This is a genomic window from Porticoccaceae bacterium LTM1, assembly GCA_030252795.1.
Taxonomy (GTDB): Bacteria; Pseudomonadota; Gammaproteobacteria; order Pseudomonadales; family Porticoccaceae; genus SCSIO-12696.
On sequence record CP127080.1, the window covers coordinates 39,174 to 62,687 of the forward strand.

General features: G+C 49.3%; 21 protein-coding genes. 11 read left to right on the top strand and 10 right to left on the bottom strand.

From position 1 onward, the window contains the following. The first annotated feature begins 122 nt into the window (after positions 1–122). From QP938_00190 to QP938_00210, 5 genes are all read left to right on the top strand, one after another. Positions 123–713 (top strand): sigma-70 family RNA polymerase sigma factor, encoded by a 591-nt coding sequence (locus QP938_00190; protein ID WIO74355.1) that lies wholly within the window; start codon positions 123–125, stop codon positions 711–713. Then, a complete protein-coding gene (locus QP938_00195) occupies positions 713–1,744 on the top strand; it encodes a FecR domain-containing protein (GenBank protein ID WIO74356.1) in 1,032 nt (343 codons plus the stop codon). Before QP938_00190 ends, QP938_00195 begins: the two co-directional genes overlap by 1 nt. An 88-nt stretch (positions 1,745–1,832) precedes the next feature. Next, the gene (locus QP938_00200) at positions 1,833–4,955 is read left to right on the top strand and encodes a TonB-dependent receptor (protein ID WIO74357.1); all 3,123 of its coding nucleotides are present in this window, start codon (positions 1,833–1,835) and stop codon (positions 4,953–4,955) included. 230 nt (positions 4,956–5,185) lie between these two features. Then, positions 5,186–8,305, top strand: a complete 3,120-nt coding sequence (locus QP938_00205) for a TonB-dependent receptor (GenBank protein ID WIO74358.1) — start codon at positions 5,186–5,188, stop codon at positions 8,303–8,305. Positions 8,306–8,492: 187 nt separating this feature from the next. After that, the gene (locus tag QP938_00210; protein ID WIO74359.1) at positions 8,493–9,662 is read left to right on the top strand and encodes a thioredoxin family protein; all 1,170 of its coding nucleotides are present in this window, start codon (positions 8,493–8,495) and stop codon (positions 9,660–9,662) included. Positions 9,663–9,730: 68 nt separating this feature from the next. Here QP938_00210 and QP938_00215 read toward each other — a convergent pair whose 3' ends face one another. After that, positions 9,731–9,940: a cold-shock protein gene (locus QP938_00215; GenBank protein ID WIO74360.1), complete on the bottom strand. Its 210-nt coding sequence runs from the start codon at positions 9,938–9,940 to the stop codon at positions 9,731–9,733. Between the two features lie 300 nt (positions 9,941–10,240). Then, positions 10,241–11,530 carry a M48 family metalloprotease gene (locus QP938_00220; protein WIO74361.1) on the bottom strand — a complete coding sequence of 430 codons (1,290 nt, stop codon included), beginning with the start codon at positions 11,528–11,530 and terminating at the stop codon, positions 10,241–10,243. 86 nt (positions 11,531–11,616) lie between these two features. Between QP938_00220 and yaaA the strand changes: the two genes are divergently transcribed. From yaaA to QP938_00235, 3 genes are all read left to right on the top strand, one after another. After that, positions 11,617–12,393 (top strand): peroxide stress protein YaaA, encoded by a 777-nt coding sequence (gene yaaA / locus QP938_00225; GenBank protein WIO74362.1) that lies wholly within the window; start codon positions 11,617–11,619, stop codon positions 12,391–12,393. Positions 12,394–12,409: 16 nt separating this feature from the next. Continuing rightward, a complete protein-coding gene (locus QP938_00230; protein ID WIO74363.1) occupies positions 12,410–13,006 on the top strand; it encodes a DUF938 domain-containing protein in 597 nt (198 codons plus the stop codon). 102 nt (positions 13,007–13,108) lie between these two features. Further along, the gene (locus QP938_00235) at positions 13,109–13,732 is read left to right on the top strand and encodes a YceI family protein (protein WIO74364.1); all 624 of its coding nucleotides are present in this window, start codon (positions 13,109–13,111) and stop codon (positions 13,730–13,732) included. Positions 13,733–13,757: 25 nt separating this feature from the next. On the opposite strand, the gene QP938_00240 is transcribed toward QP938_00235, so the two are convergent. The 8 genes from QP938_00240 to QP938_00275 all read right to left on the bottom strand — a co-directional run bounded on the left by QP938_00240 (position 13,758) and on the right by QP938_00275 (position 20,963). Next, positions 13,758–14,909 (bottom strand): GNAT family N-acetyltransferase, encoded by a 1,152-nt coding sequence (locus tag QP938_00240; protein ID WIO74365.1) that lies wholly within the window; start codon positions 14,907–14,909, stop codon positions 13,758–13,760. A gap of 139 nt (positions 14,910–15,048) precedes the next feature. Further along, positions 15,049–16,335, bottom strand: coding sequence for a phosphate regulon sensor histidine kinase PhoR (gene phoR / locus QP938_00245; GenBank protein ID WIO74366.1), 1,287 nt, complete (start codon positions 16,333–16,335; stop codon positions 15,049–15,051). A gap of 42 nt (positions 16,336–16,377) precedes the next feature. Continuing rightward, a complete protein-coding gene (phoB, locus tag QP938_00250; protein WIO74367.1) occupies positions 16,378–17,079 on the bottom strand; it encodes a phosphate regulon transcriptional regulator PhoB in 702 nt (233 codons plus the stop codon). A 92-nt stretch (positions 17,080–17,171) separates the two neighbouring features. Continuing rightward, a complete protein-coding gene (locus QP938_00255; protein ID WIO74368.1) occupies positions 17,172–17,792 on the bottom strand; it encodes a CPBP family intramembrane metalloprotease in 621 nt (206 codons plus the stop codon). A gap of 221 nt (positions 17,793–18,013) precedes the next feature. After that, positions 18,014–18,655, bottom strand: a complete 642-nt coding sequence (locus tag QP938_00260) for a ceramidase domain-containing protein (GenBank protein ID WIO74369.1) — start codon at positions 18,653–18,655, stop codon at positions 18,014–18,016. 190 nt (positions 18,656–18,845) lie between these two features. Next, the gene (locus tag QP938_00265; protein ID WIO74370.1) at positions 18,846–19,334 is read right to left on the bottom strand and encodes a peptidylprolyl isomerase; all 489 of its coding nucleotides are present in this window, start codon (positions 19,332–19,334) and stop codon (positions 18,846–18,848) included. A 114-nt stretch (positions 19,335–19,448) separates the two neighbouring features. After that, positions 19,449–20,300 (bottom strand): 4-hydroxybenzoate octaprenyltransferase, encoded by an 852-nt coding sequence (ubiA, locus tag QP938_00270; protein ID WIO74371.1) that lies wholly within the window; start codon positions 20,298–20,300, stop codon positions 19,449–19,451. A gap of 93 nt (positions 20,301–20,393) precedes the next feature. Further along, positions 20,394–20,963, bottom strand: coding sequence for a chorismate lyase (locus tag QP938_00275; GenBank protein WIO74372.1), 570 nt, complete (start codon positions 20,961–20,963; stop codon positions 20,394–20,396). A gap of 232 nt (positions 20,964–21,195) precedes the next feature. Here QP938_00275 and QP938_00280 point away from each other — a divergent pair, with 232 nt between their 5' ends. The 3 genes from QP938_00280 to QP938_00290 all read left to right on the top strand — a co-directional run bounded on the left by QP938_00280 (position 21,196) and on the right by QP938_00290 (position 23,432). Then, positions 21,196–22,476, top strand: a complete 1,281-nt coding sequence (locus QP938_00280) for a dicarboxylate/amino acid:cation symporter (protein ID WIO74373.1) — start codon at positions 21,196–21,198, stop codon at positions 22,474–22,476. A gap of 26 nt (positions 22,477–22,502) precedes the next feature. Then, complete coding sequence (locus QP938_00285) at positions 22,503–22,811, top strand: YciI family protein (GenBank protein WIO74374.1); 309 nt, start codon at positions 22,503–22,505, stop codon at positions 22,809–22,811. Between the two features lie 141 nt (positions 22,812–22,952). Beyond that, positions 22,953–23,432 carry a peptidylprolyl isomerase gene (locus tag QP938_00290; GenBank protein WIO75677.1) on the top strand — a complete coding sequence of 160 codons (480 nt, stop codon included), beginning with the start codon at positions 22,953–22,955 and terminating at the stop codon, positions 23,430–23,432. The last annotated feature ends 82 nt before the right edge of the window (positions 23,433–23,514 follow it).

Sequence of the window (23,514 nt, forward strand, 5' to 3'; positions counted from 1 at the left end):
TGCGTTTTTAAAGGCGACTGGTTGGAATCAGTTTGGATCAAACGAGGGGTGATTACGTAACTAATACGTCTAGCTGGGTGAGTTCTCCTTCCTTCAACTATCTTTGAGTGGTCAGGTAACACATGTCCAAGGGTCTAGGCTCGGTGGTAAAACTTGTGAAAGGCCGGGAGTGGCGAAACAAGAGGCAACTTGAACGACTGTTTGGCGAACACAGTCAGGCCTTGCTGTGCTTTATTCGGCAGAGAGCTGAATTGTGCGGGTTTGATCCTGAAGACTTGGTGCAGGAGGTGTTTACCCGATTGGCTTCAAGTCAGGAGCTGATGGACAAAATAAAGGACGGCTTGGTCAATACCCGTCCCTACCTGTTTCAAATGGCAAACAATTTGTTGGTTGATATGGTTCGCCGCAGTCACTCCCAAGCCCAATATGTTAGTGCGATTAAGCAGGAGGGTGGGGAATCCCATACTGGGGGGACAGAATTGGGCCCCGAAGCGGTGGTGATTGCCCAGAGAGATTTAGAAGTTCTGAAAAAAGTGATTATGGATTTAAAACCTACCTGGCGAGAGGCATTTCTGTTGAATCGGTTTGAAAATTTAAGCTACCCGGAAATAGCAAACCGTATGGGAGTGACCAGAAAACAGGTGGAAAATTTCATGGCTCGCGCACTGATTAGAATTCGACGTGCACAGGAAAAACTGGACAGGAGTCAGTAATGGACAAGGTCAGTGAAAAACTCAATCAATACCGGGTTGCCCGCGATATTTCTCGAGTGATGGCAAGTGAAGATGCTAATGAATGTATGGATTCATTGGCTGCTCGGGGTATCAATGACACTGAGATAAAAGAAGGTCTCGAAGCGACTTACCGTGGTTTGGCCGCCATGGAAAGCTTAAGGAATGACAGTGACATACAGGCGATCCTTAAGCGTTCGGCTGAAAGAAAGGGTGCCAGAGCCAGCCATGCCAGATATTGGATTGCAGCTGCCGCCATGCTGGTATTAACCGTATCAGCTCTATTCTTTGTCGGGCCTGTGGATGAGCAAAACTATAATGTTGATCGCTACCTGACCCGAGTAGGGGAAAGCCATTCCTATCTGTTGTCTGATGGCAGTAATTTACACCTCAATACAGGTACCGAAGTGCTGGTAGATATTAATGACAGCACAAGAGGGCTGACTCTCATTAGGGGAGAGGCTTTCTTTGAGGTTGCCAAAGACCCCGCCAGACCGTTTTATGTAGAAGTTAACGGTATCAGGGTCTCGGTATTGGGAACGGCGTTTAATGTTCGACGGGATAAAATCGGCCTGAGCATTAGCGTTACAGATGGTGAAGTTGCAGTTCACCCATCTGACGATCCTGTAATGACCGGATCAACCTTAATTCAGGATGAAGGTGATATCGTAGGATCTGCATCTGGTCAGTATCGATTGCAGGCGGGCTGGTCGGCGAAATTTGATGAGAAATATCAATTATCGACCAGCTTTACTGAGAATTTGGCGAGTTTAACGTCTTGGCGCACTGGTGTATTGAGCTTTGAGGGCGCAACATTGCTGGACGTTGTCAAAGAACTCAATCGTTACAGTCCAAAGAAAATCCTGATTGAAGATCCAGGCATCGTCGATAAAAAAATCAATGCAATTATTAAGACGGACAGCATCAATGAAGCATTGAAAGCCATCGAAATTGGTAATTCACTGAAGATTATTCACGAGTTTGACGCAATCGTTATTGTTGGCAGCCAGTAATTCAACTGGATGGAGCTGCCAGGCTGCGACGAAATCCAGCCGTTGTTGTCATATACTTTACACTTTGGGCGTAAAGAGTTTGGTGACGATGGTGCAGAGCAAAACTTTGCAACAAAAAGTTTTGACGGTGAGCGTGGCCTCAGCACTCTATTGTGCTTCTACCGGCCTTTGCTTGGGCGCCAAAGAACAAGTCCACTACCTGCAAATTAACCAGCAGAAAATCAATCACTCTTTCCTTCAAATAAGCAAAGCCTTCGATGTGCAGGTTGTGCTTTCAGAGGGCATTTCTGAGCAGATCAACCTTCCCGAGATCAAGGGAAATTACAGTCTTAGAGATGCATTGGAAAGGTTGCTGGTTGATAGCGGTCTTACCTATCAAATCGTTTCAAGTAAAACAGTTCTTATTACCCAAATAGGCAGTGTTGCTGGCCCAAATGAAGACGAGGCAGCAAAGCCGGGAGGGATCGAAGAGGTCATTGTTACCGGTAGCAGGATTCGGAATGCCAAACCAACCTCTCACTTACATGTTATTGATCGGTATGACATTGCCAGGTTGGGTGCTGCGTCAACAGCAGAAATTGTGGCTTCACTGCCTTATAACCTGAACAGCGTAAATCGGCTCTCTACCACAACCCACGGCGGTGACGATAGCACTCCGTTTGGCACATTGGGGGAGTCGGCGGCGAATCTGAGAGGAATGGGCCCGGAAGGTACATTGGTCCTGGTGGACGGGCGACGCCTCTCTTCATCGCCAGGATTTGAAGCGGATGGACGTATTAATCTGGGCACCATCCCGGTAGAGGCCATTGACCGTATAGAGGTTATGTTGGATGGAGCCTCTGCAATATACGGATCCGATGCTATAGCAGGTGTAATTAATATTGTGCTTCGTAAAGATTATGTCGGTGCTACTACAAAAGTGAGGTATGAGGAGAGCTCGCACAATGCAGATAACTTCAGCCTGAGTCAGATCTTTGGCTATTCATGGAGTTCGGGAAATGTTTTAGCGACGTTAGCTTATGCTGAATCCGAAGCCGTGAGAGCCAGGGATGCTGATTGGGAAACCGATGACTTGCGTTCACGAGGTGGGTTGGATTCGCGCTATTTAAGCGGCACTATCAGCGGTTATGTGGAATCAAGCACCGGCACATTTAATCCATTATTCAGTTACCTCAATCCAGAGGTGATAAATAATGACCGTTGGAGTTTGTCAGATTTACGCGAGGTGCCGACAACCAGTGATGAACGAGAGGCACAGAGACTACTGGTTGATGATCCGAAATTGGGGCTACTGGCTACGCCTGTTTCACAGTCGATATCAGCAACATTCGGATTCACGCAAGCGTTAACAGATGCCACTGAATTTTATGGTAATTTCATCTTTGATAAGGTGGAAGATAAGGCCTCCAGAGGGCCCATAAGTGTTTTCGGTGTTGATGTTCCAGCAACAAATCCATTTAACAAATTTGATACCAGCGTACGGGTAAATTATACCTTTTCAGATGAATACCTGAATCAGAATATGCGTGGTGTTGACCAGACCAATCAGCTGATCCGACTAAACGCTGATGCCGGGTTTCGAATTTCTTCAGGGTGGCGGAACTGGATGTTGGATGCCAGCATAGGTTATGGGGAATCTCGCAGTGATTACAATTTTTATGACATAAGTCCGTCAACATTCAATGAAGATTTTGCCAGTGCAGTTGCAGGTATAAAGTTGCAATATATAGCGGGGTCAGCGTCGCAATATCAAGCAGTACTGGATAGTAGTGGTAACCCCATACCCGTACCCGCGATCAATTTTTTTGAGCAAGGAAACAACGACGAGGGATTAAATCTTAATGCGCTGGTGAGAAGCCCTGCGGCAAGGCAGCCAAAAACCATTAATAAATACTATGACATCAGTGCCGATGGTGAACTCTTTGAGCTGCCGGGGGGAACTGTTCGCATGGCAATTAATATCAACTACCGAACTGAAATTCTGGACTGGAGCGATTCCGCAATACGTGTTGCTACGGTCGGAGCGGTTGATGACAAGCCAGGGCGAGATGTACTGGGATTTGGGATAGAATTTTCTATTCCCTTAGTGGGGGCAGAAAACTCACTCCTGTGGACGGAAGAGTTATTGTTATCGGCTGCAGCGCGATATGAAGACTACACATTCGAAGGTCGATTTTCAGGGGTGGACCAGCAAGAGGAAAAGAAATCCTTTAATGCCACCAGCCCGAGAGTGGGAATACATTGGAAAGTGAATCCTAAATGGACTGTAAGAGCGTCGTGGGGAAAATCATTTCGTGCGCCGTCACTCAGGTGGCTTTATGACGATCAACAACCGATTACAAGAACGGTCTCTGATTACTTTCACCCGGATCCGGAAAATGCACCGGGTTTTATATTTGTTCCAAGTATCAATGAAGGGTATGTTCTTACCGAAAATGTTCCGGGATTATTTGGAGGGAATCCCGATTTGAAGGCGGAAGAGGCGACCAATAAAACTGTGGGGATTATCTATCAATCAGAGGAAATAGAAGGGTTGGAAATTTCGGCTACCTGGAGTTCTATTGAATGGAAGAATAGAGTGACATTTTTGGCATTTAATAATCCAGTGGTGGCACAAAACCCACAACAATTTCCCGAGTTGGTGCAGCGTGATCCTGAAACGCAAGTTATTATATTTGCTGCCAACTTGCCCTTAAATATTGCCACGCGAATTAATGAAACACTCGATCTAGATTTTAAATACCGAAAAGAGACCCCAATAGGTGAGATAGATTTTGGCGTTTACGCCATTGAGACATTAACCCAGGAAGATCAATTGGTTCCGGGTGCTGAGCCGAAAGAGTTGGTGGGTTTTCAAAATGGTTCAGATCGATACCGAATACAGGCCTATACAGGCTGGCGCGGAGAAAATTCAGGCGTCACCCTGTGGGCAAATTGGCGCGGAGGATATAAATTGGTAGATATCGGTGGGTTCCCTACCGGGCTACCGAGGATGCCACACTCGACGACCTATGACCTGACCGGCTACGTTGAAGTCCCGAAATACGATCTGACGTGTAACTTCGGGGTAAAGAACCTATTGAACGAAAAGTTTGACTTTGTAAGTAATGTCATCGCTGGTCCATTCAGGGCGCCATGGGATCCTGCCAGGTTTGATCCCCGGGGCAGAATACTCTTCCTCGAACTCAGTAAAGAATTTTCCATTCAGTAATCGAAGGAAAGACAGACAGGCACAATTTCTGGCAACAACTCACCCAGACACGCTATTTCCCTCCAAATCCGCTATCTCCAACAGATCACTCCGCCTGTAAAGAAGCCCATCATGCATACAGTTATAAATTTTTAAAATATAGCGAGGGGTGTTTGAGGGCTGAACCCGTCTAGTGGCCGCATATGAGTAATTTCAATGCGCCAAGAGATTAAAACTAATAGGTGGGTAATATGAGAAAGAATCAGCTATTAACTCGCAAGCTTATGGCAGTAGCGGTGGCTTCCGCGTTGTCAGTAGGGCTTGCCAGCCAGGTTTTGGCAGAAGAGCAGGCTACACTCTCACTGGATATCAAAAAGCAGTCAATCAACAAGTCTCTGATGGACTTGACCAAATCCTCCGGCGTGCAGGTTGTTTTGTCCGAGGGGATCTCAGAAAACAAGGAGCTACATAGCATCAAGGGTGAATACAAACTGACCGATGCTTTGGGGAAAATGCTCGAAGGAACAGGCCTTTCGTACCAATTTATCTCTGACGAAACAGTCCTGATTACAGAAGACGGCGATGGCTCAGGAGATGGCGAGGGTAGTGCCGCTGAAAATAAGGAAGTTGAAGAGCTTGTCGTAACCGGTAGCCGAATCCGCAATACCAAACCCACCTCTCACGTCATTATGATGGATCGTGACTATATCGATCGGCTGGGTGCTGCAACAGCAGCTGACATTATTGCCTCGCTCCCACAGAACTTTAACGGGGTTAACCGCAGCTCGACAACGACTAATGGCGGTGAAAATGCCACCCCATTCGGTACGCTGGGTGAGTCCTCTGCCAACCTGAGGGGTGTTGGTGCTGAAGGTACCCTGGTATTGGTGAATGGCCGACGCACAGCTTCTTCACCGGGTTTTGAGGCCGATGGCCGCGTCAATCTGGGTACCATTCCAGCCGCTGCAATTGAGCGTGTTGAAGTGATGCTGGATGGTGCATCGGCCATTTACGGCTCGGATGCTATTGGTGGCGTGATCAACTTTATTATGCGTAAGGACTACGTAGGCGCTACCACCAAAGTGCGCTATGAAGACAGCGTCAATAATGCCGACAACTACTCATTGAGCCAAACTGTTGGGTTTTCCTGGGATTCCGGCAGCGTGTTGGGTACCCTGACTTACAGAGAAGAGGATGGCGTCAGCAGCTTTGATGCGGGCTGGGATACCAGCGACTGGCGCAGCCGCGGCGGTTATGATAACCGCAGAGTTACCAATCAGTTCTATGCGTATTATGATGCAAATGGTGTATACAACTATCTCGGTAACAGATACTTTGACCCCGCTTCTGCCGGAAAGTCATCCTATGATGTAAATACCGATCTTTTGGCTACCCCTACGGACCGAGATGCCGCTGCAGCACTCGGTTTGGTGCTTGACTATCCCAAGCTTAAACTGCAGGGAACGCCCACCACCAAAACCAAGTCGGCCACCCTCAATGTGCACCAGGACATTACGGATAACCTTGAGGTTTATGCTGATGTTCTCTTCTCCGAAGTGGACAACTATGCCATGAGAGGGCCGTTCGCTACTGGCTTCATTCGCATTCCTTCTACCAACCCGTTCAATAAATTTGGTGTAGATATACAGTCGTCAGGTTATTCATTTATCGATGAATACCTGAATGATGGCATGCGCGGTGCAGACCAATCGACCACTCAAACCCGGAAAGATTTCACGCTTGGCGTTAAATACGATCTCGGCATAAAGGACTGGCAACTGGACGCCTATGTAAGCCGCAGCACAGAGGAAAGTGAATACGTTTCTTATGCTGTCCCAACTCGTGTACCTGGAGAGGCCTGGTTTAGCGCCTTGCACGGTATTCAAATGGAGTTTGTCGGCTATAACGGCAATACTGCTGTGCATCAACCAGTGCTGGATGCCAATGGCAATACCATTGCTGTGCCGGCGTTTGACCCTTTTAACGGCAACCATGATCCGGATCTGAACCTGAATGATCTGCCGGTAAACAATGCCGGGTTTACACCGAAATCCATTACTGAACGCATCGATATCAGCGCAGACGGTGAGCTTTTCGAAATCCCCGGTGGTATTGTGAGGATGTCGGTAAACGCGAGTCATGGCCGGGATACCCTGGACTGGAGTGGTGCGCCAGTTCGAGTGAGTACAACTGGTGCCGTTGATGACAAGATGAAGCGCGATGTAACGGCGTTTGCGACGGAACTGTCCGTACCACTGGTTGGTGAAAACAATGCGCTGCCATTCATGGACTCGCTGGTACTGTCACTTGCCGCTCGTTACGATGATTACACCTTTACCGGCCATTTCTCCGGGGTTGGTCAGCCAGAAGAAGAGCGTTCATACGACAATATCAGTCCTCGAATTGGTCTTGCCTGGGAATTGTCTCCTGAGTTGACATTGCGCGCATCAAAAGGTGAGTCTTTCCTAACGCCATCCATGCGATGGATGTACGATGACCAACAGATATACCCTACAACCGTATATGATTACTTCCATCCGAGCCCCGAAACGGCGCCCAATGGTGTATACGTTGCGTCAATTGATTGGTGGTATGTGATCACCCCGAATGTGCCTATCGTTTTTGGCGGCAACCCGGACCTGAAGGCAGAAACATCGACTAACACCACGATCGGTTTTACTTATGAACCTGCGTTCCTTGAAGGATTGAAAATTTCCGCAAACTGGAACCAGATTGAGTGGGATGGACGTTTACAGCAGTTGCGTTACAACGATGTGGCAGTGGCACGTAACCCGGAATTGTTCCCGGATCTGGTCACCCGTGACCCTATTACCCAGGAAATCACCCGTGGTGCAACCATGCCGATCAATGCATACGCGCGCCTTAACGAGTCAATTGATTTGGATATCAGCTATCAGAGAGATACGGAAATCGGCTTCTTTGACTTCGGGTTGTATGCAGTTGAAACGCTTGTTCAACGAGATCAACTGGTTCCGACAATTGATCCCTACGAGCGTATTGGTCTGCAGAACGGTTCTGACCGCTACAAAGTACAGGGCCGCGCCAGCTGGAGTGGCGATAAGATGGGCTTCACCCTGTGGGCAAATTGGCGCGGTGGCTACAAGCTGGTCAACCGATTTGGTGATCCGGTAACGACCTTGCCAAGAATGCCTCATGCCACGACGTATGACCTGACCGGTCACTACGATATGCCTGAGCATGGCTTGAAGGTTAACTTTGGTGCCAAAAACATCCTCAATAGAGAGTTTGACTTTACCGGTAATGGTCCCTCTCCGTGGGATGGGTATCGCCATGAAACTCGAGGCCGAATGATTTACCTCGAGGCCACCAAGGAGTTTTCTCTGCGTTGATTGAGTCAGAGTGCACTGTTACCACTAACAGTGCACGCTACCCAGTCACAGGTTGAATTTTCCTATGGGCAGGGAAGGGTTTAGTGATCAATTACCGTTTAATTGATAGTAAATCAGCCCAACAAATAGGCCATTTGCGGAAAGCGAATGGCCTTTTTTATCAGTGAATAAAAATTGGAGGGGAGTTATGAGTAGCTGTAAGCAAAAGTGGACGTTGGCAGTAGGTGCGTTAATAATTGTTATTGGATTATTTTCAGCTTCAAGAATGAGTGGTGCCGATCTGGAAATTGAACAGATAACGCAATACTCCAGAAATGCGCCATCTGACTTGAGTCCACTATTCTTTGGAAAGTCGGCATCTACACCATTATTGGAAAAAGGTGAGAATAGCTGGGTAGGTGAAATACAGTTAGGGCTGGGAACAAAAGTTCCCTTTCAGGTAAATCTTGATGAGAGTGACCTTGAAGCAAGCAAATTGATTCTTGATCGGAATTGCGATGGAGAATTTACAGAACAAGTTATCACTTCTTCTTCTGTTCGAGAAAACAATAAAACCAAAAATCAAACAATTTCCTTCAAAACATCAATCAATACCGAATACGCTGATCTTGGGGCTGGTCGAGAGATAGGCATTACTCTTTATGTCAACTTGAGTGCAGATGGCAAAATGGATTCCCAGGCACGATTTGTGGGCGATCTTTTTGTGGCGACACAAGTTGCACTGCAAGGGATCCACCACGATATCATACTGACCGATATGAACCATGATGGCTTGTTCACTGAACAGGATCAATGGCTGGTCAAGAGAAGTAGCGATAAAGGGACAGCAGTACGTAGATTCGGTAGGGCGTTATCGGATTTTTTCTGGGTTGGAGAAAAGGCTTATAAAATCAGTCTCGCTGATGCGTATCCGTCGAAATTATCTGTTACTGAATTTGATCCGGGAATGACAAAAACACAGGATGCGATAAATCGCGATCCTCAATACGCGGATCGAAAGGCTAAAAGAGCTGAGGCCCCACTGGAGTTTTCGCATGATATCGAAACTGCAATTGAGCGCGCAAAAACCAATGGACAGCGCTATTTTCTTGATTTTGAGACAGACTGGTGTGGCCCGTGTAAACAGATGGATAAATGGGTATACAGCGCTGCTGATGTGGTAAAGGCGGCAGAAAGTATTGTCTGTATAAAAGTGGACGGAGATTTGAACGAGGAGCTGGCAGCTCAAAATAAGGTGAATGGCTACCCTACAGGAATCCTTTTTTCTGCAGAAGGTAAGGAGTTAAAGCGATTTGTTGGCTACCAAAGTGTTGAGGAGATGAAGCGTTTTTTTGATACTGACGAGAACGGTAATTGAGTTAAGACATTTCCTGTATAAAAAAAGGCAAGCCACTTGGCTTGCCTTTTTTATAACGCGGAGATCAATTAGATCGCTACGATATTCTCAGCTTGAGGACCTTTCTGGCCTTGAGTTACAGTGAACTCAACGCGCTGGCCTTCGGCCAGAGTTTTAAAGCCTGCACCAGAGATTGCGCTGAAGTGAGCGAAAACGTCCGGGCCAGATTGTTGTTCGATAAAGCCAAAGCCTTTAGCTTCGTTAAACCATTTAACGGTACCAGTAACAGTGTTAGACATAACTAATTATCCTGTAATAAACATAATTTTTGGCCTCTAGAGGCCGATCTAGCTGAAAAAATAGAGACTTAAATTTAGAAACTACAGGACGTGGTACAACTACGAAATGGAGAATTTAAACAGAGACTTACTTTTTTGCTGTCGCCACAGTACATAGGTATAAGGGCTGAGTCAACAAAGATTACACCTAGGCAGGCTACATTTATGACCGGAATGGGAATGACGGATATGTTTTAGCTGGTAAGGCCGTCATCCCCGCGTGACGCGGATGACGGCTTGAAAGGCAAATATCACTACTTTTTACTGACCCGCTTGCGCCATTTGTGCGATTCTGGAGCGCGCTTTATCCGCCAGCTCGCCACTGCCGTTGGCAACCTGCTGGAAATACTTCTGGGCGGTGGAGTAGTCATTGCGCTGGTAAGCCAGCTCACCCAGGTAATACGCTGCGGTCTGGGTTGGCAGGATCTGGTAGCTACGAAGTAGATCCTGTTCTGCTTCACGATGTTGGCCCAGTTCAAATCGCACTAATCCACGCAGGGCGTGTGGCTTGAAGTAGTCCGGATTTTTGGCAATAGCGGTACCGTAGGATTTGGCGGCATTGTCGTAACTTTTTTGCATCTCCCAGGCGTAACCGCGTAACTCCCAGAATTCCGCCTCATCTGGTTGAATCGCTACTGCACGATCGAGCTGCTTGAGTGCACCGGCGGAATCCTTGCTATTCAGCAGTTTGATGGCCTCTTCAGCGGCTTTGTAAGCCGGCGTATCCTTTTTCAGCTGTGCAATAGCGCGTTGGTAACGGTCGCGATAGCGTTGGCCCCCGCTGAGTGATTTGGCGTGTTCACGGTTGGCATTCACCCGGGCTTGCGAAGGTGGGTGGCTGGCAAACAGGGCCGAGATTGGATCGGATTGGCGACCCTGTGACAATTTCACAAAGGTCTCCTGTAATTCGACGGCACCATAGGGATCGTAACCGGCACGAGACATATACTGCATGCCATACTTGTCCGACTCCAATTCATCGTCGCGGCCGTAACGGGCCAGGATCGCCGAAGCACCGACCTGGCCAAATTCACTGATCGCGCCTTCATACCCAGAACCCTGCGTGGCAGCGCCAAGTACGGCAAGAGTGCCACCCAACAGCTGGGTTTTGGTCATCTGCTGGGCGGAGTGACGGGCAGCGGCATGGACAATTTCATGGGCCAGTACAGCGGCCAGTTGTGACTCGTCCTGCAGATACATTAACAGGCCACGATTTACGGCGATTTTGCCACCGGGCAATGCCCAGGCATTGGGCACCGAATTGTTGAGCACCGTGAACTTGTAGGGCAGGCCTGGTCGATCACTGACGCGGGCCAGTTTCTGGCCAACTTCGTTGATATATAACTGCAGATCCGGGTCTACATGGTAGCGGCCCCCCTGGGATTGAATCTGAGGATGGTAGTTTTGCTCGCCCAGCTGTACTTCCTGGGCAGCGCTGACAATAGAGAGCTCTTTTTCCCCGGTGACGGGGTTTACCGCGCAGCCAGCAGCGGTAAGTGCCCCGGCCACAGCCAGTCCCCAAATGGGCTTGAAATGGAGTTGCTTTAACATACAGGCATCCTTTTTCGGTATGACAGTAGAGTTTGCGTATAATCTTATCCCGTTATTAATAACGAAACAGTATCGGGACCGGATTTATGTACTTTGTTATCTCACCTGCTAAAACCCTCGACTTTGATACCCCTCCGATTACTGGTTCATTCACCCAATCAGATTGGCTGGATCAATCCGCACTGCTGATCGACGAGTTACGACTTCTGGCTCCCCACGATATCAGCTCCCTGATGAAGGTAAGCGACAAGATTGGCCAGCTCAATTACGATCGTTTTCAGGCGTGGCAGATACCTTTTGACAGCAACAATGCCAAACAGGCCGTGCTGGCCTTTAAAGGCGATGTCTACACTGGTCTGGACGCGGAATTCCTGAGCGAACAGGATCTGCAATGGGCGCAAAAGCATCTGAGAATTCTCTCCGGGCTGTATGGATTACTGCGACCCCTGGACTTGATTCAGCCATATCGACTCGAAATGGGTACCAAGTTCAAGAACCAGCGCGGCAAGGATCTCTACCAGTTTTGGGGGGATCAACTGACGGAGGTACTTAATGGTGAGTTTGCGAAAGAGAAACAACCTGTACTGATCAATCTCGCCTCCAATGAGTACTTCAAGGCGATCAACAAGAAAAAGCTCGATGCGGAAATTATCACCCCGGTCTTTAAGGATTTTAAAAACGGGCAGTACAAAATCATCAGTTTTTATGCCAAAAAAGCGCGCGGCCTGATGAGTGCCTATATTATTAAAAATCGCCTGACAGACCCTGAGGCGATCAAACATTTTGATACGGCCGGTTATTACTTCAGCCCGGAGCAATCCAGCGCCACGGAGTGGGTGTTCTTGCGAGATGAAGCGGAATAACAAAGAGAAATAACAGATGACAGTGATCAAGCCTTTTTCCCAAGCCTGTGAAAATAACAAGGCACCTATACTCGATATATTAAAAACGGCTTTCGAAAGCAGTACATCAGTATTGGAAATTGGCAGTGGTACCGGGCAGCACGCAGTGCATTTTGCCCCTGCATTGTCACATTTACAGTGGTACACCAGTGATCGCTCTGAAAATCATGCCGGCATCAATTTTTGGCTCAATGAGATGCCGGCTGATAATTTGCATCGCCCGATATTACTGGATGTGGATATGCCGGAGTGGCCAGAGTTGTCGATTGATGGCGTTTTTACGGCAAACACCTGTCACATTATGCCCTGGCATAGCGTTGAAACGATGTTTTCCGGTGTTGGCAGGTTGCTTTCTGCTGGCGGCATCTTTTGTCTGTATGGCCCATTTAATTACGGCGGTAATTTTACCAGTGACAGTAATGCCAGCTTTGATATGAGCTTAAAGTTGGAAGCGCCTCATATGGGTATTCGCGATTTTGAGGCGATTGAACAGTTGGCGTTTGATAACGGTTTTGCGTTAAAGGCAGATAAACATATGCCAGCTAATAATCGATTGTTGGTATTCGGGAAATAATACCCCGGGTTGCCGATTGTCATTGCGGGGTTGCGAAGCAATCGTGGCAATCCGGTGTCTTACACAGTATCAGGCCCTAATCACAGTTTGCTGAGAGGCTTTATGAAACAGCCGACTCAATTTCTTATCGCACTGTTCTTCCTGCTGTTGATGCCAATGTCGGGTTGTCAGCAATTACTGGTCGGTCCGGTGGCCACAGAAATGGGTGAGCTGCGCGCCGGGAAATATAGGCTGGATCCCGATCACACCACAGTGCTGTTTAAGGTTTCTCACTTGGGAATATCTACCTATGTGGGACGGTTTAACCAAATGACAGCCAGCCTGAATTTTGATCCTGGAAATATGGCTGTCTCTACACTGGAGGGGCGTGTCGAGACGGCTAGCGTGGACGTAAACAATTCAAATCTTGAGAAGACGCTGCAGGGTAACGAGTGGTTTGCCTGTGAACAGTTTCCTCAGGCTCAATTTGTCTCTGCGTTGGTAACGCCACTGAGTGAAAACCAGTTTCGCTTTGCAGGAAATTTAACATTACGTGGCGAGACTAAACCCATTAGCTTGATCGGCACTTTTCATGGTGGAGCCAGCAACCGCCTGACCGGATATTACACTTTGGGCTTTTCAGCAGTAGGCACTATTAAGCGCAGTGAATTTGGTATGGATAAATATTCCGGCTTGGTAGGTGATGAAGTGACGCTGGAAATTTATGCTGAATTTCAGAAGCAGTAGGGAGTGTCGTGCGCACTGTGACAACTTAGAGTTGGCAGGATTTTAAGTGTTTATAAGGCAGGTGATTTCGTGCGTCTGCCATATAAAGCTTGTTGAGACGATGCTCCTCCGATAGGAAGGCATCTATGGCCTGGTCGAAGCGGGGGTCAGCCAGCCAGTGATAGGAACAGGTTTCGACCGGTTCAAAGCCCCTTTTGATTTTATGTTCACCCTGCGCGCCCGCATCAAAACGATCCAGCTGTTCCCTGATCGCATACTCAATGCCTAGGTAGTAGCAGAGTTCAAAATGAAGTCCGTCGAACTCCTGCCTTGCACCCCAGTAGCGGCCGTAAAGGTTATCGCGATCACGGAAAAACAACGCCGCTGCTATCAGCTCACCATCTTGTATAGCCGTCGCCATCAATAATTGATCCGCCATGGTTTCGGCAATCTGCTGAAAAAAAGCTCGGTTCAAATAACCTGTGCCACCACTTCGCTTTAAGTACGTGCGGTGATACAACAAATAAAAATCGTCCCAAAATTGTTCACTGAGTTCCGAGCCGGGTTGCATTGTCATGGTAAAGCCTTGGGACTGTGCTCGAGCGCGCTCTTTTTTTATCGCTTTGCGGCGGCGAGAACTCAGTTGCTGCAAAAAGTGGTCGAAACTTTGGTAGCGCTGGTTGTACCAATGAAACTGGGTGCCGGTGCGTCGCTGCAGCGGTTGCTCGCGAAGTAGGGTGTCGTCGTAATGGCTGGGGAATAAAAGGTGCAGGCCGGACGCCTGAATGTCGATGGCGTAGGCCTGTATGGCAGTAATGCTGGCTTGAGCCACTTGATGACGGTCGGCGTGGTCTGCGGTTAACAGACGTGGCCCGCTGGCGGGGGTAAAGGGTACTGCGCTGACCAGTTTTGGGTAGTAGGGCTGGCCAATGCGCTGGTAGGCCTCGGCCCAGCTCCAGTCAAAAACGTATTCGCCCCAGGAGTGGTTTTTCAGGTAGAGCGGTAACCCCGCCTCAAGAATACCCCCCTGCTCCAGAATAAGGTGACAGGGTTGCCAGCCACTTTCGGCACAGACGCTACCGCTCTCTTCCAGTGCCAGCAAAAAAGCGTGTTGCAAAAACGGGTAGTCGCACCCCAGCAAACTGTTCCAATGCTCAGGTGCTATGTCACGAATGGAGGAGAGAAAACGTACGTCCAACCGATGCAGCCTTATCTCAAAAATAGAAGGGTATGACTAAGGATAAGCCCTTTCTGGTCAGACTGCGTTGAATTTATACGGCTCAGTCACTTCATGTACGGATTGAGGCGTTGTGCCGGGCTAATATCAATTAGTGTTATCAGGCCCTAACCCGGCTATTTGGGAATTTGCAGGTAAAGGTTGTGCCCTTGCCGAGAGTGCTCTCGATGTTGAGTGAACCATCGTGGCTGAGCAACACGTGCTTGACGATAGCCAGCCCCAGACCGGTACCGCCGGATTTGGAGGTGCGGCTGCTGTCCACTCGATAAAATCGCTCGGTTAGGCGAGGCACGTGAATTGGGTCGATGCCGATGCCGTCATCGCTTACCTCAATAATGACACCTTCGCCATTGCGGCGGGCATTTACTTCAATGCTCGCCCCTTCCGGGTTGTGCTTGACGGCATTAAACACCAGATTGGAGATGGCACTTTGCAGCTGTGAGGGATTGCCCAACAGGGTCAGCTCTTCCGGTGCTTCGATCATGATATCGTGCTCGCCCTGACTCAGGGCTCGAGCATCAATAGCAATCTGGTCAAGCATCGGCTTGAGTGACACGGGGTCTAAAGGTGCATGCTGTGTAACGGATTCCAGTTTGGAGAGCATGACCAGGTCATTGGCGAGGTTGCTCATCCGGTTGGTCTGCTGGTGCATCTGCTCCAGAGCGCGCTGGAAAGGCATTGGCAGCTGATCAGACATAGCCTCCAATGTTTCGATATAACCGGAAATCACCGTCAGCGGAGTGCGCAATTCGTGGGAGATATTGCCGACAAACTCCTTGCGCATGGTTTCCAGATTGCGCAGGCGGGTAATGTCGCGAACTACCAGAACTATTTCGTCTTTGCCGAAGCGGGCGGCAGTGAACATCAGGGTGACGTTTTTATTGCCTGGAGCGGTGATCTCCAGTGGCTTGGGATAGTCATCCTGAAGGATAAATTCTACAAAGCGTGGATCTCGAATCAGGTTGGTAATCACCTGTTCACGGTCATCGGAACGCAGGGACAGGAGTTGTTCTGCCGCCGGGTTCCACCATTCCAGGGTATTTTCGCTATCCAGAATCAGAATGCCATCGGCCAGGGCGCTGGTGATCTTCTGCACACGCACACTTAAAGACTTAAGGCTCTGCTGGCTGCGCAATGAGCGTTTTTGCAGGCGGTAGAGCTGATCGGAAATGTCGCCCCAGATTCCGGTGGCATCCGGTGGCAGGCCACGAGCGCCACCGTCCAGCCAGCGGTATATCTTGACGATTCGCCGCAGCGTCCAGAGCATGTAAATCAGGCCGCCCAACAGCAGCGTGAGCAGTACATGCCCGTTTAGATAGCCAAAGATCAGCAGGCTGATACCGATGAGCGCAATGCGCTCCAACTCGGTTTGAAAACCCCGTTGCAAGCTGAAATTCCTTGTATAGCGATGTTGTACGACGCTGGGGAATTACTCTTCCGTCAGCTTGGTGGAGAAGCGGTATCCCGCCCCGCGCACAGTTTGAATGAATCGGTCGTGACCATCAACACTCAATGCCTTGCGAAGTCGGCGAATATGCACATCCACAGTGCGCTCTTCCATGTAAACATTACCACCCCACACGTGGTCGAGTATCTGGTCCCTGCTGTAGACACGCTCCTGGTGAGTTAGGAAAAACTCTAAAAGACGATATTCAGTGGGGCCCATCGAAACCGGTTTATCGTTAATGGTCACGCGGTGGCTGATTGGGTCAAATAGCAGATCATTGACCTGAATCGGCTCTTCCGGGGCTTCCGGACCAGCGCGACGCAGCACCGCCTTGATACGGGCCAGCAGTTCACGGGGTGAGAATGGTTTGGTGATGTAATCATCGGCACCGGAATCAAAACCCTGAATCTTGTTGTCTTCATCGGCTTTGGCGGTAAGCATGATTACCGGCACTTTGGCGGTGAGCTCATGGCGCTTCAGGCGGCGAACCAGTTCGATACCGCTGGTACCGGGCATCATCCAGTCCATTAACACCAAGTCCGGGCGTTCGTCGATAATCAGGCTATGTGCATCCTGGGCATTGGCAGCCTGCAGGCATCTGTATCCGGCGACTTCCAGTGCCATCGTGATCATGTCACGAATTGGAGCTTCATCATCTACGACCAAAATATTAGCTTGTTGCATAGCTATACCATCCAGGTTTTATAACTGCTCCACATTAGATGACGGCAATATGACAGTACTATTACAGCAGTTGGGCGGTTTAATGACAACGATTAGAAGTGCAGCAGAGTAAAGAATTGACCGAGCCCGGATACGAAAACGGCTACCCCATAAATAGCGTGCTCCGCCCAACACAGCATAAGCCGTTTGGTATGCAGGTAGGTGGCAGTAAACAGTGCCCCACCTACTAAAGTCAGGGTGATGGCGACCATGTTGCTGTAGGCGATATGCAGAAAGGAGAAAGTAAGTACACTGGAGATGGCCACCCAGCGTTGTGAGCCAAACACTTTTTTATAGCGCCAGAAATAGAATCTGCGATAGAGAAATTCCTGGGGCAGTACCGATATCAGTGGGTAGATCAGCAACAGTGCCAGCCAGGGCAGACTCTGGGTACTGGGGGTGGTGAGAAATGTTTCCGGGTGCGCCCAGAATGCATAACCAAAAATAGCAGCCACCACCACTGGCATTCGCCAGGAGAGCTGAGGGGGGAAACCGCGCATTGCCGAACGGCTTTCAGCGATCAATAGCCGCTTTTTCAAAAGCAACGCCGCGACAATGGAATATAAGAACGGAATCGACAGAACCAACAGGGGGTGAGCAGGAATCAGGCCGCAAAAGGCCAGCAGCGGAAAGCCGAGAAACAGAACTACCCACTCCAGCCAGAGTTTTGCCATTGCCAGAACCTCAGCAAACGGTCACATGCTTGAAAAACCAGTGTCTTTTAGTAGGTATAGGTGACTTATTTGTAAAAGGGAAAATGGTGGAGTGAGAAAATATCAAGGCGCTGGATTGCTCCGTCACCTTTGGCTTCTCGCAATGACTGGGGCGAATTCACGCCATTGCGAGCTCGCGAAGCGAGCGCGGCAATCCAGAGATTGATTGCACAGCTAAACAGTTACCGATTCAGTAAATACGCACGACTGACCAGATAGAGCAACAAAGCGTTGAACAGGTGCCAGAGAAAATGGCTGCCGAAAGGGATTTGCTCGCAAACCGCATTGTCGATAGTGCGAAAGGTCAGTGACAGCAGAAACACGCCGCTGGCGAAAAGCAGTAGATAAGGCGCAGTTGCATGGCTAACCCGGTGATACAGCCCTAACACTAACAATGCCAACAGTGCCGGAGCGTATCCCAATGAGCCGTTGCTGGCTTCGTGTATATGCTCGGGCAGTGCGGCGGCACCGTAAATGGTTACTATAAACAGTATCAGCCCGAAGGCTACCCCATACCAGTGCAGCTCGACAACGCGGTTGAGATAGAGGCCGATAAAACAAATCTGAAACAGCAAAATCGGCAGTTCATCCAGCCACATTGACCAGCTGTTGGCAAAGGTGTGGAACAGCCCGCTGCCAATGCCGATGGCAACCAACAGAGCCGTCAGTGCGAAGCCATCGGTTCCAATACGATCCTGCTGCCTTGCCAGCCGCCATACCATAACGGCCGCGATGATAAATGCCAGATTGGTTAGTGCATTGAGCGGCTCGGCCCATAATCCCGGTTCGGTGCGTTCGCAGTAGAGGTCGATGTAGTCATGCATAAGATTGTTCCCTGAGTCTGGAACACAAACATAGCCTGTGATTTTTGACAAAACCGTGACACTCCAAATTTTGCGAAATCAAAGTTACCAGGCTTTTCCACCGAGCGAATGGATTAACAAAATTGGCCAGCTTAACGGATACAAAAAAACCGGGCCTGAGCCCGGTTTTTGCGTCGATACTGATAAGTAATCAGTGATCGTGACCGCAGCCGCCCGCTACATGGGGGTGACCGTGAGCCAGCTCTTCTTCAGTGGCGTCGCGCAGTTCGGCAACGGTCACGTCAAAGTGCAGGGTCTTGCCAGCCAGCGGGTGATTGGCGTCAACAGAAACAGTTTCGTCGGTTACTTCGGTTACCACAACGGAGATCGGGCCGTTGTCGGTTTGCGCCTGGAAACGCATACCTGGCTGCATGTCCTGGTTGTCACCAAACAGTTCGCGGGGAACCGATTGCACCATGGCATCCTGGTATTCACCGTAGGCATCAGCCGGGGCAATAGTCACTTTCAGCTCATCGCCAACCGCTTTTCCGGACAGGGCATTTTCCAGACCCGGAATGATGTTGCCTGCTCCGTGCAGATACACCAGCGGATCGGCACCTTGGGAGGAATCGATCTGCACACCGTCATCGTCGGTGAGGGTGTAGTGAATGGAGACGACGGAATTTTCTTTAATAGCCATTGCGGGTTCCCAGTGTTGGAGAATTTCAGCAGCGCCGGTGCAAGCCTGAACGCCGCGCAGAGGGGGTCATTATGAAGATGTCAGCGCTATTATCAACCGCTGACAATGACCGGCTTAAGGGTTGGATGACAACGCGTAATCGAGAACAAGCCCGATAAACACAAACATTCCAACCCAGTTGTTGTTCAAAAATGCCTTGAAGCAGCTGTCCCGATCGCGGTCGCGAATCAGCCGTTGTTGGTAGATGAACAGCAGAGCAGCTACTGCCACACCGCCGTAGTAATAGCCTCCGCGCTCGAAGTTGGCACCGGTCATCAGCAGTGCAACGATACACATCACCTGCAGGCTGAAAGTCATCACCCGGTCGTGTTCACCAAATAGTATCGCCGTGGATTTAACGCCTATTTTCAGGTCGTCATCGCGATCCACCATGGCGTAAAAAGTATCGTAAGCCACCGTCCACAATACTACCCCGGCGTAGAGCGCCCAGATGGTGGTGGGTAATTCTCCGGATTGTGCGGCAAAAGCCATGGGAATCGCCCAGGCAAAGGCCGCCCCTAAAAATACTTGGGGTAAGTGGGTGTAGCGCTTCATAAACGGATAGCAGGAGGCCAGAGCCAAACCGCCAAATGACAGCCAGATAGTCAGCTCATTGGTGAGCAGTACCAGCAGGAAAGAGCTGATGCACAATGCGGCAAACAGTAACAGCGCCTGTTGTTTGGATATACGGCCGGTGGCGAGGGGGCGTTGCGCAGTGCGCTTAACATGACCATCGATTTTTCTGTCGGCGAAGTCATTGATCACACAACCGGCGGCGCGCATAAGGGTGACGCCCAGTACAAAAATAATCAGCACGTCCCAATCGGGGAATCCGCCGGCAGCAAACCAAAGCGCCCACAGTGTTGGCCACAGCAGCAGCAGGGTGCCAATGGGGCGATCAAATCGCATCAGGCGGACGAAGTCCATAAGAGAAGCTTGATGGCCTTGGGGGTGTGATACGCGATTTTGGGCGCTGGATTTCATCAAAAACGGTCCGTTACAGCGTTAATAAGCCCTAGCTTAACCGTATTCCGGAAAGCTCGGCAAAAAGATTTCACTAACCAGTAAAGGCTTTTGGTTGAGCCAGAACACGGACCGGCGCCCCCAGAGAGGGTGATTAAACTCGCCCAGCTGTTTTGGAATAGTGGTGTTTTGCGGAGTCAGGCAGGCTAGCTCCATACCAGAACGGGTCATAGACGGGTCTCGAAACAGCAATGCTCCGAGCGGCCGGTTATCCAGCTTGCGCATCGCCCGCAGCCGGCCGGTCAGGCTGCTCATCGGTAATATACTGCGGGCATACACCCAGGGCTGATCATGGCCATACAGCAACACCTCCCTGATCAACGCTTTTTCACGAGTGCCAAGACCAAGCGCACGACATTCCGACAAGCGCGGCAATTCCCAGCACTGCTTTAACACCTCTACCCGAAATTCTCCGCCGCTGGCGATGATCAACCGCTCTGTGAGAGAGCCCTGATTCAATAGCCACGGACGCAAAGGCGCGCTGATCGCCGAACGCGGCACGCGACGATAGTGGCGCCAGGCGGGTTCGCGATGAAACAGGAAGTTGGAAAAACGCGAGGTGGGCATTAAGGCTCCGGCCAGAGGACAAAGCGGCATTCTAACGGGATGACGCAGGGAATATAAGAAGTTATCACGGCTTCGGGTATCAGATATTCCAAATCCGTAATCGCGAGCGCAGCGCTATTTACAACTTTGGGTGTCTGGAGTTGCACCCAGCAACCAGAGCACTCATTATCTGTCTGGTCAACGCTGGCACAATAGCGGCTACTCACAGCAAATAATAAGGAATGGTTTCATCATGAAACTCACAACCAAAATTCTCGTAGGCATGGGACTGGGAATGGGTGTAGGCCTGATCTTAAACTGGATGGGCGACAGCGCACCGGTTCTGGCCACCAAAATCTTTCTGGTCGATGGTGTATTTGACTCAGTGGGTCGAATCTTTGTATCCGCACTGAAACTGTTGATCGTTCCGGTGGTGTTTTTCTCCCTCACCTGCGGTGCCGCTGCCATGGGGGTGGATATCCGCATGGGGAAGATGGCAGTACACACCCTGCTCCTGTACCTGTTCACTACCGCCGTGGCAATTACCATCGCCCTTGTAGTGGCTAACCTGATCAACCCAGGCGCCGGATTTGATCTCGGCAACATGGGTACTTTTGAGCCAAAAGATGTTCCTTCTATAAAAGAGACCCTGATCAATATTGTTCCCACAAACCCGATTGAAGCAATGGTTAGTGGCAATATGCTGCAACTGATTGTTTTTTGCATATTGTTGGGTATCTCGGTTTCACTGGCTGGCGATGCGGGGAAAAAAGCACTGCAAGTGTTGCAGAGTTTTAATGATGTAATCCTGAAAATGGTTACCCTGATTATGCACCTGGCGCCTTATGGGGTGTTTTGTTTGCTGGCGAAGATATTTGCTGGCCTGGGTGCCGATGCATTCAGCGGATTGGTTGGGTATTTCTCTTGTGTGGTACTTGCACTGGCTATTCACTGCTTTGGTATCTATCCGGGGTTGTTACAGGTATTTGCGCGCCTCAACCCGATCACCTTTTTCAAAAATGTTCGTCCGGCGATGTTGTTTGCATTTAGCACAAGCTCAAGCGCAGCCACGATGCCTGTGACCATGAACGTGGCGGAAAAACGCTTAGGTGTGGATAACAAGGTTGCCTCATTAACCGTTCCGGTCGGTGCAACTATCAATATGGACGGCACCGCTATTATGCAGGGTGTCGCTACGGTATTTATTGCCCAGGCGTTTGGTGCTGACCTGGATATCAACAGCTACCTGATGATTATTCTCACCGCTACGCTAGCCTCAGTTGGCACCGCTGCAGTGCCATCAGTAGGGCTGGTGATGCTGACCATGGTATTGCATCAGGTTGGTCTTCCAGCTGAAGGTATCGGACTGATTATCGGCGTAGACCGTCTTCTCGATATGATGCGCACCGCGGTCAATGTGACCGGCGACTGTGCTGTCACCTCTATTGTTGCCAAGCACAACAATATGCTTGATGAGGTAGTGTTTAATGAGGTGTCGGATCGGGATGAGTATGAGGCCGAGCAAAAGGGATAATAAGTAGCAAGCCTTGAGAGAGAATTATGAATGCTTATATCTATGTTATCCGTCCAACTCGATTGGGTATGGTTACTGATGAGCCAACAGCAGCAGAACAAAGCGCGTTGGAACGACACTTCGAATATCTGCAAAACTTGGCTGAACAAGGGATCGCTCTTCATGTTGGTAGAAGCACAAATGAAGACGAAAATATATTTGGGCTGGTTATATTTAGGGCTGAATCAGTGGGAGACGCTCAAAAAATAATGAATACTGATCCCGCAATCAAGGAAGGTATTATGACGGGTGACGTTTTTCCTTATAAGGCTGTATTGGGTTTTTCGGCTCCTTGAATTAATAAGAAGGTAAAAGATATGAAAAAGCTTGTATTAATGGCATTAATCACTTCGCTGATGGCCTGTTCAGGTGATATCAAACTGGAACAGCACAATGGAAAGAACTTCTGTGTTGCAATCAACTCAACCGCTGGTGAAATGGACTTTGAGATTAATGCGGAAAAAGCGCCGGTTACTGCACAAAACTTTCTCGATTACATCAATGCTGGCCACTATGATGGAACGATTTTTCATCGTGTAATTGAAAATTTCGTGATTCAGGGCGGTGGTCATACTGCAGATATGACTGAAAAGTCCACTCGAGAAGCGATTGTTAATGAAGCTAACAATGGTCTTTCCAATAAGCGTGGAACTATTGCCATGGCGCGGGAGATGGCGCCAAATACCGCAACGTCGCAGTTCTACATAAATCATAAGGACAATCCGAGACTGGACTTTGTTAGTGAAAATGATGGTCGTAGCTGGGGATATGCCGTGTTTGGAAGAATTCTGGCAGGTGAAGATGTGTTGGATGCTATAGCAAAGGTTAAAACACATGACCTGGATGCAGAATTTAAAGATGTGCCAGTAGAGCCGGTTGTTGTTGAATCAATTCGAGTGATCCATTGCCCAAATTAATCAAGGGTTTTCGAAAGTGCTGAAATTAAGGCCGCCTAGATGGCGGCCTTAATGTTTGTCGAAGTACATTTGTTGATAACTT

What these genes read in the sequence shown, in the direction of transcription:
- QP938_00190 (WIO74355.1), top strand. Translation starts at nt 123, where the DNA reads ATGTCCAAGGGTCTAGGCTCGGTGGTAAAACTTGTGAAAGGCCGGGAG.
- QP938_00195 (WIO74356.1), top strand. Translation starts at nt 713, where the DNA reads ATGGACAAGGTCAGTGAAAAACTCAATCAATACCGGGTTGCCCGCGAT.
- QP938_00200 (WIO74357.1), top strand. Translation starts at nt 1,833, where the DNA reads ATGGTGCAGAGCAAAACTTTGCAACAAAAAGTTTTGACGGTGAGCGTG.
- QP938_00205 (WIO74358.1), top strand. Translation starts at nt 5,186, where the DNA reads ATGAGAAAGAATCAGCTATTAACTCGCAAGCTTATGGCAGTAGCGGTG.
- QP938_00210 (WIO74359.1), top strand. Translation starts at nt 8,493, where the DNA reads ATGAGTAGCTGTAAGCAAAAGTGGACGTTGGCAGTAGGTGCGTTAATA.
- QP938_00215 (WIO74360.1), bottom strand. Translation starts at nt 9,940, where the DNA reads ATGTCTAACACTGTTACTGGTACCGTTAAATGGTTTAACGAAGCTAAA.
- QP938_00220 (WIO74361.1), bottom strand. Translation starts at nt 11,530, where the DNA reads ATGTTAAAGCAACTCCATTTCAAGCCCATTTGGGGACTGGCTGTGGCC.
- yaaA (WIO74362.1), top strand. Translation starts at nt 11,617, where the DNA reads ATGTACTTTGTTATCTCACCTGCTAAAACCCTCGACTTTGATACCCCT.
- QP938_00230 (WIO74363.1), top strand. Translation starts at nt 12,410, where the DNA reads ATGACAGTGATCAAGCCTTTTTCCCAAGCCTGTGAAAATAACAAGGCA.
- QP938_00235 (WIO74364.1), top strand. Translation starts at nt 13,109, where the DNA reads ATGAAACAGCCGACTCAATTTCTTATCGCACTGTTCTTCCTGCTGTTG.
- phoB (WIO74367.1), bottom strand. Translation starts at nt 17,079, where the DNA reads ATGCAACAAGCTAATATTTTGGTCGTAGATGATGAAGCTCCAATTCGT.
- QP938_00255 (WIO74368.1), bottom strand. Translation starts at nt 17,792, where the DNA reads ATGGCAAAACTCTGGCTGGAGTGGGTAGTTCTGTTTCTCGGCTTTCCG.
- QP938_00260 (WIO74369.1), bottom strand. Translation starts at nt 18,655, where the DNA reads ATGCATGACTACATCGACCTCTACTGCGAACGCACCGAACCGGGATTA.
- QP938_00265 (WIO74370.1), bottom strand. Translation starts at nt 19,334, where the DNA reads ATGGCTATTAAAGAAAATTCCGTCGTCTCCATTCACTACACCCTCACC.
- ubiA (WIO74371.1), bottom strand. Translation starts at nt 20,300, where the DNA reads ATGGACTTCGTCCGCCTGATGCGATTTGATCGCCCCATTGGCACCCTG.
- QP938_00275 (WIO74372.1), bottom strand. Translation starts at nt 20,963, where the DNA reads ATGCCCACCTCGCGTTTTTCCAACTTCCTGTTTCATCGCGAACCCGCC.
- QP938_00280 (WIO74373.1), top strand. Translation starts at nt 21,196, where the DNA reads ATGAAACTCACAACCAAAATTCTCGTAGGCATGGGACTGGGAATGGGT.
- QP938_00285 (WIO74374.1), top strand. Translation starts at nt 22,503, where the DNA reads ATGAATGCTTATATCTATGTTATCCGTCCAACTCGATTGGGTATGGTT.
- QP938_00290 (WIO75677.1), top strand. Translation starts at nt 22,953, where the DNA reads ATGGACTTTGAGATTAATGCGGAAAAAGCGCCGGTTACTGCACAAAAC.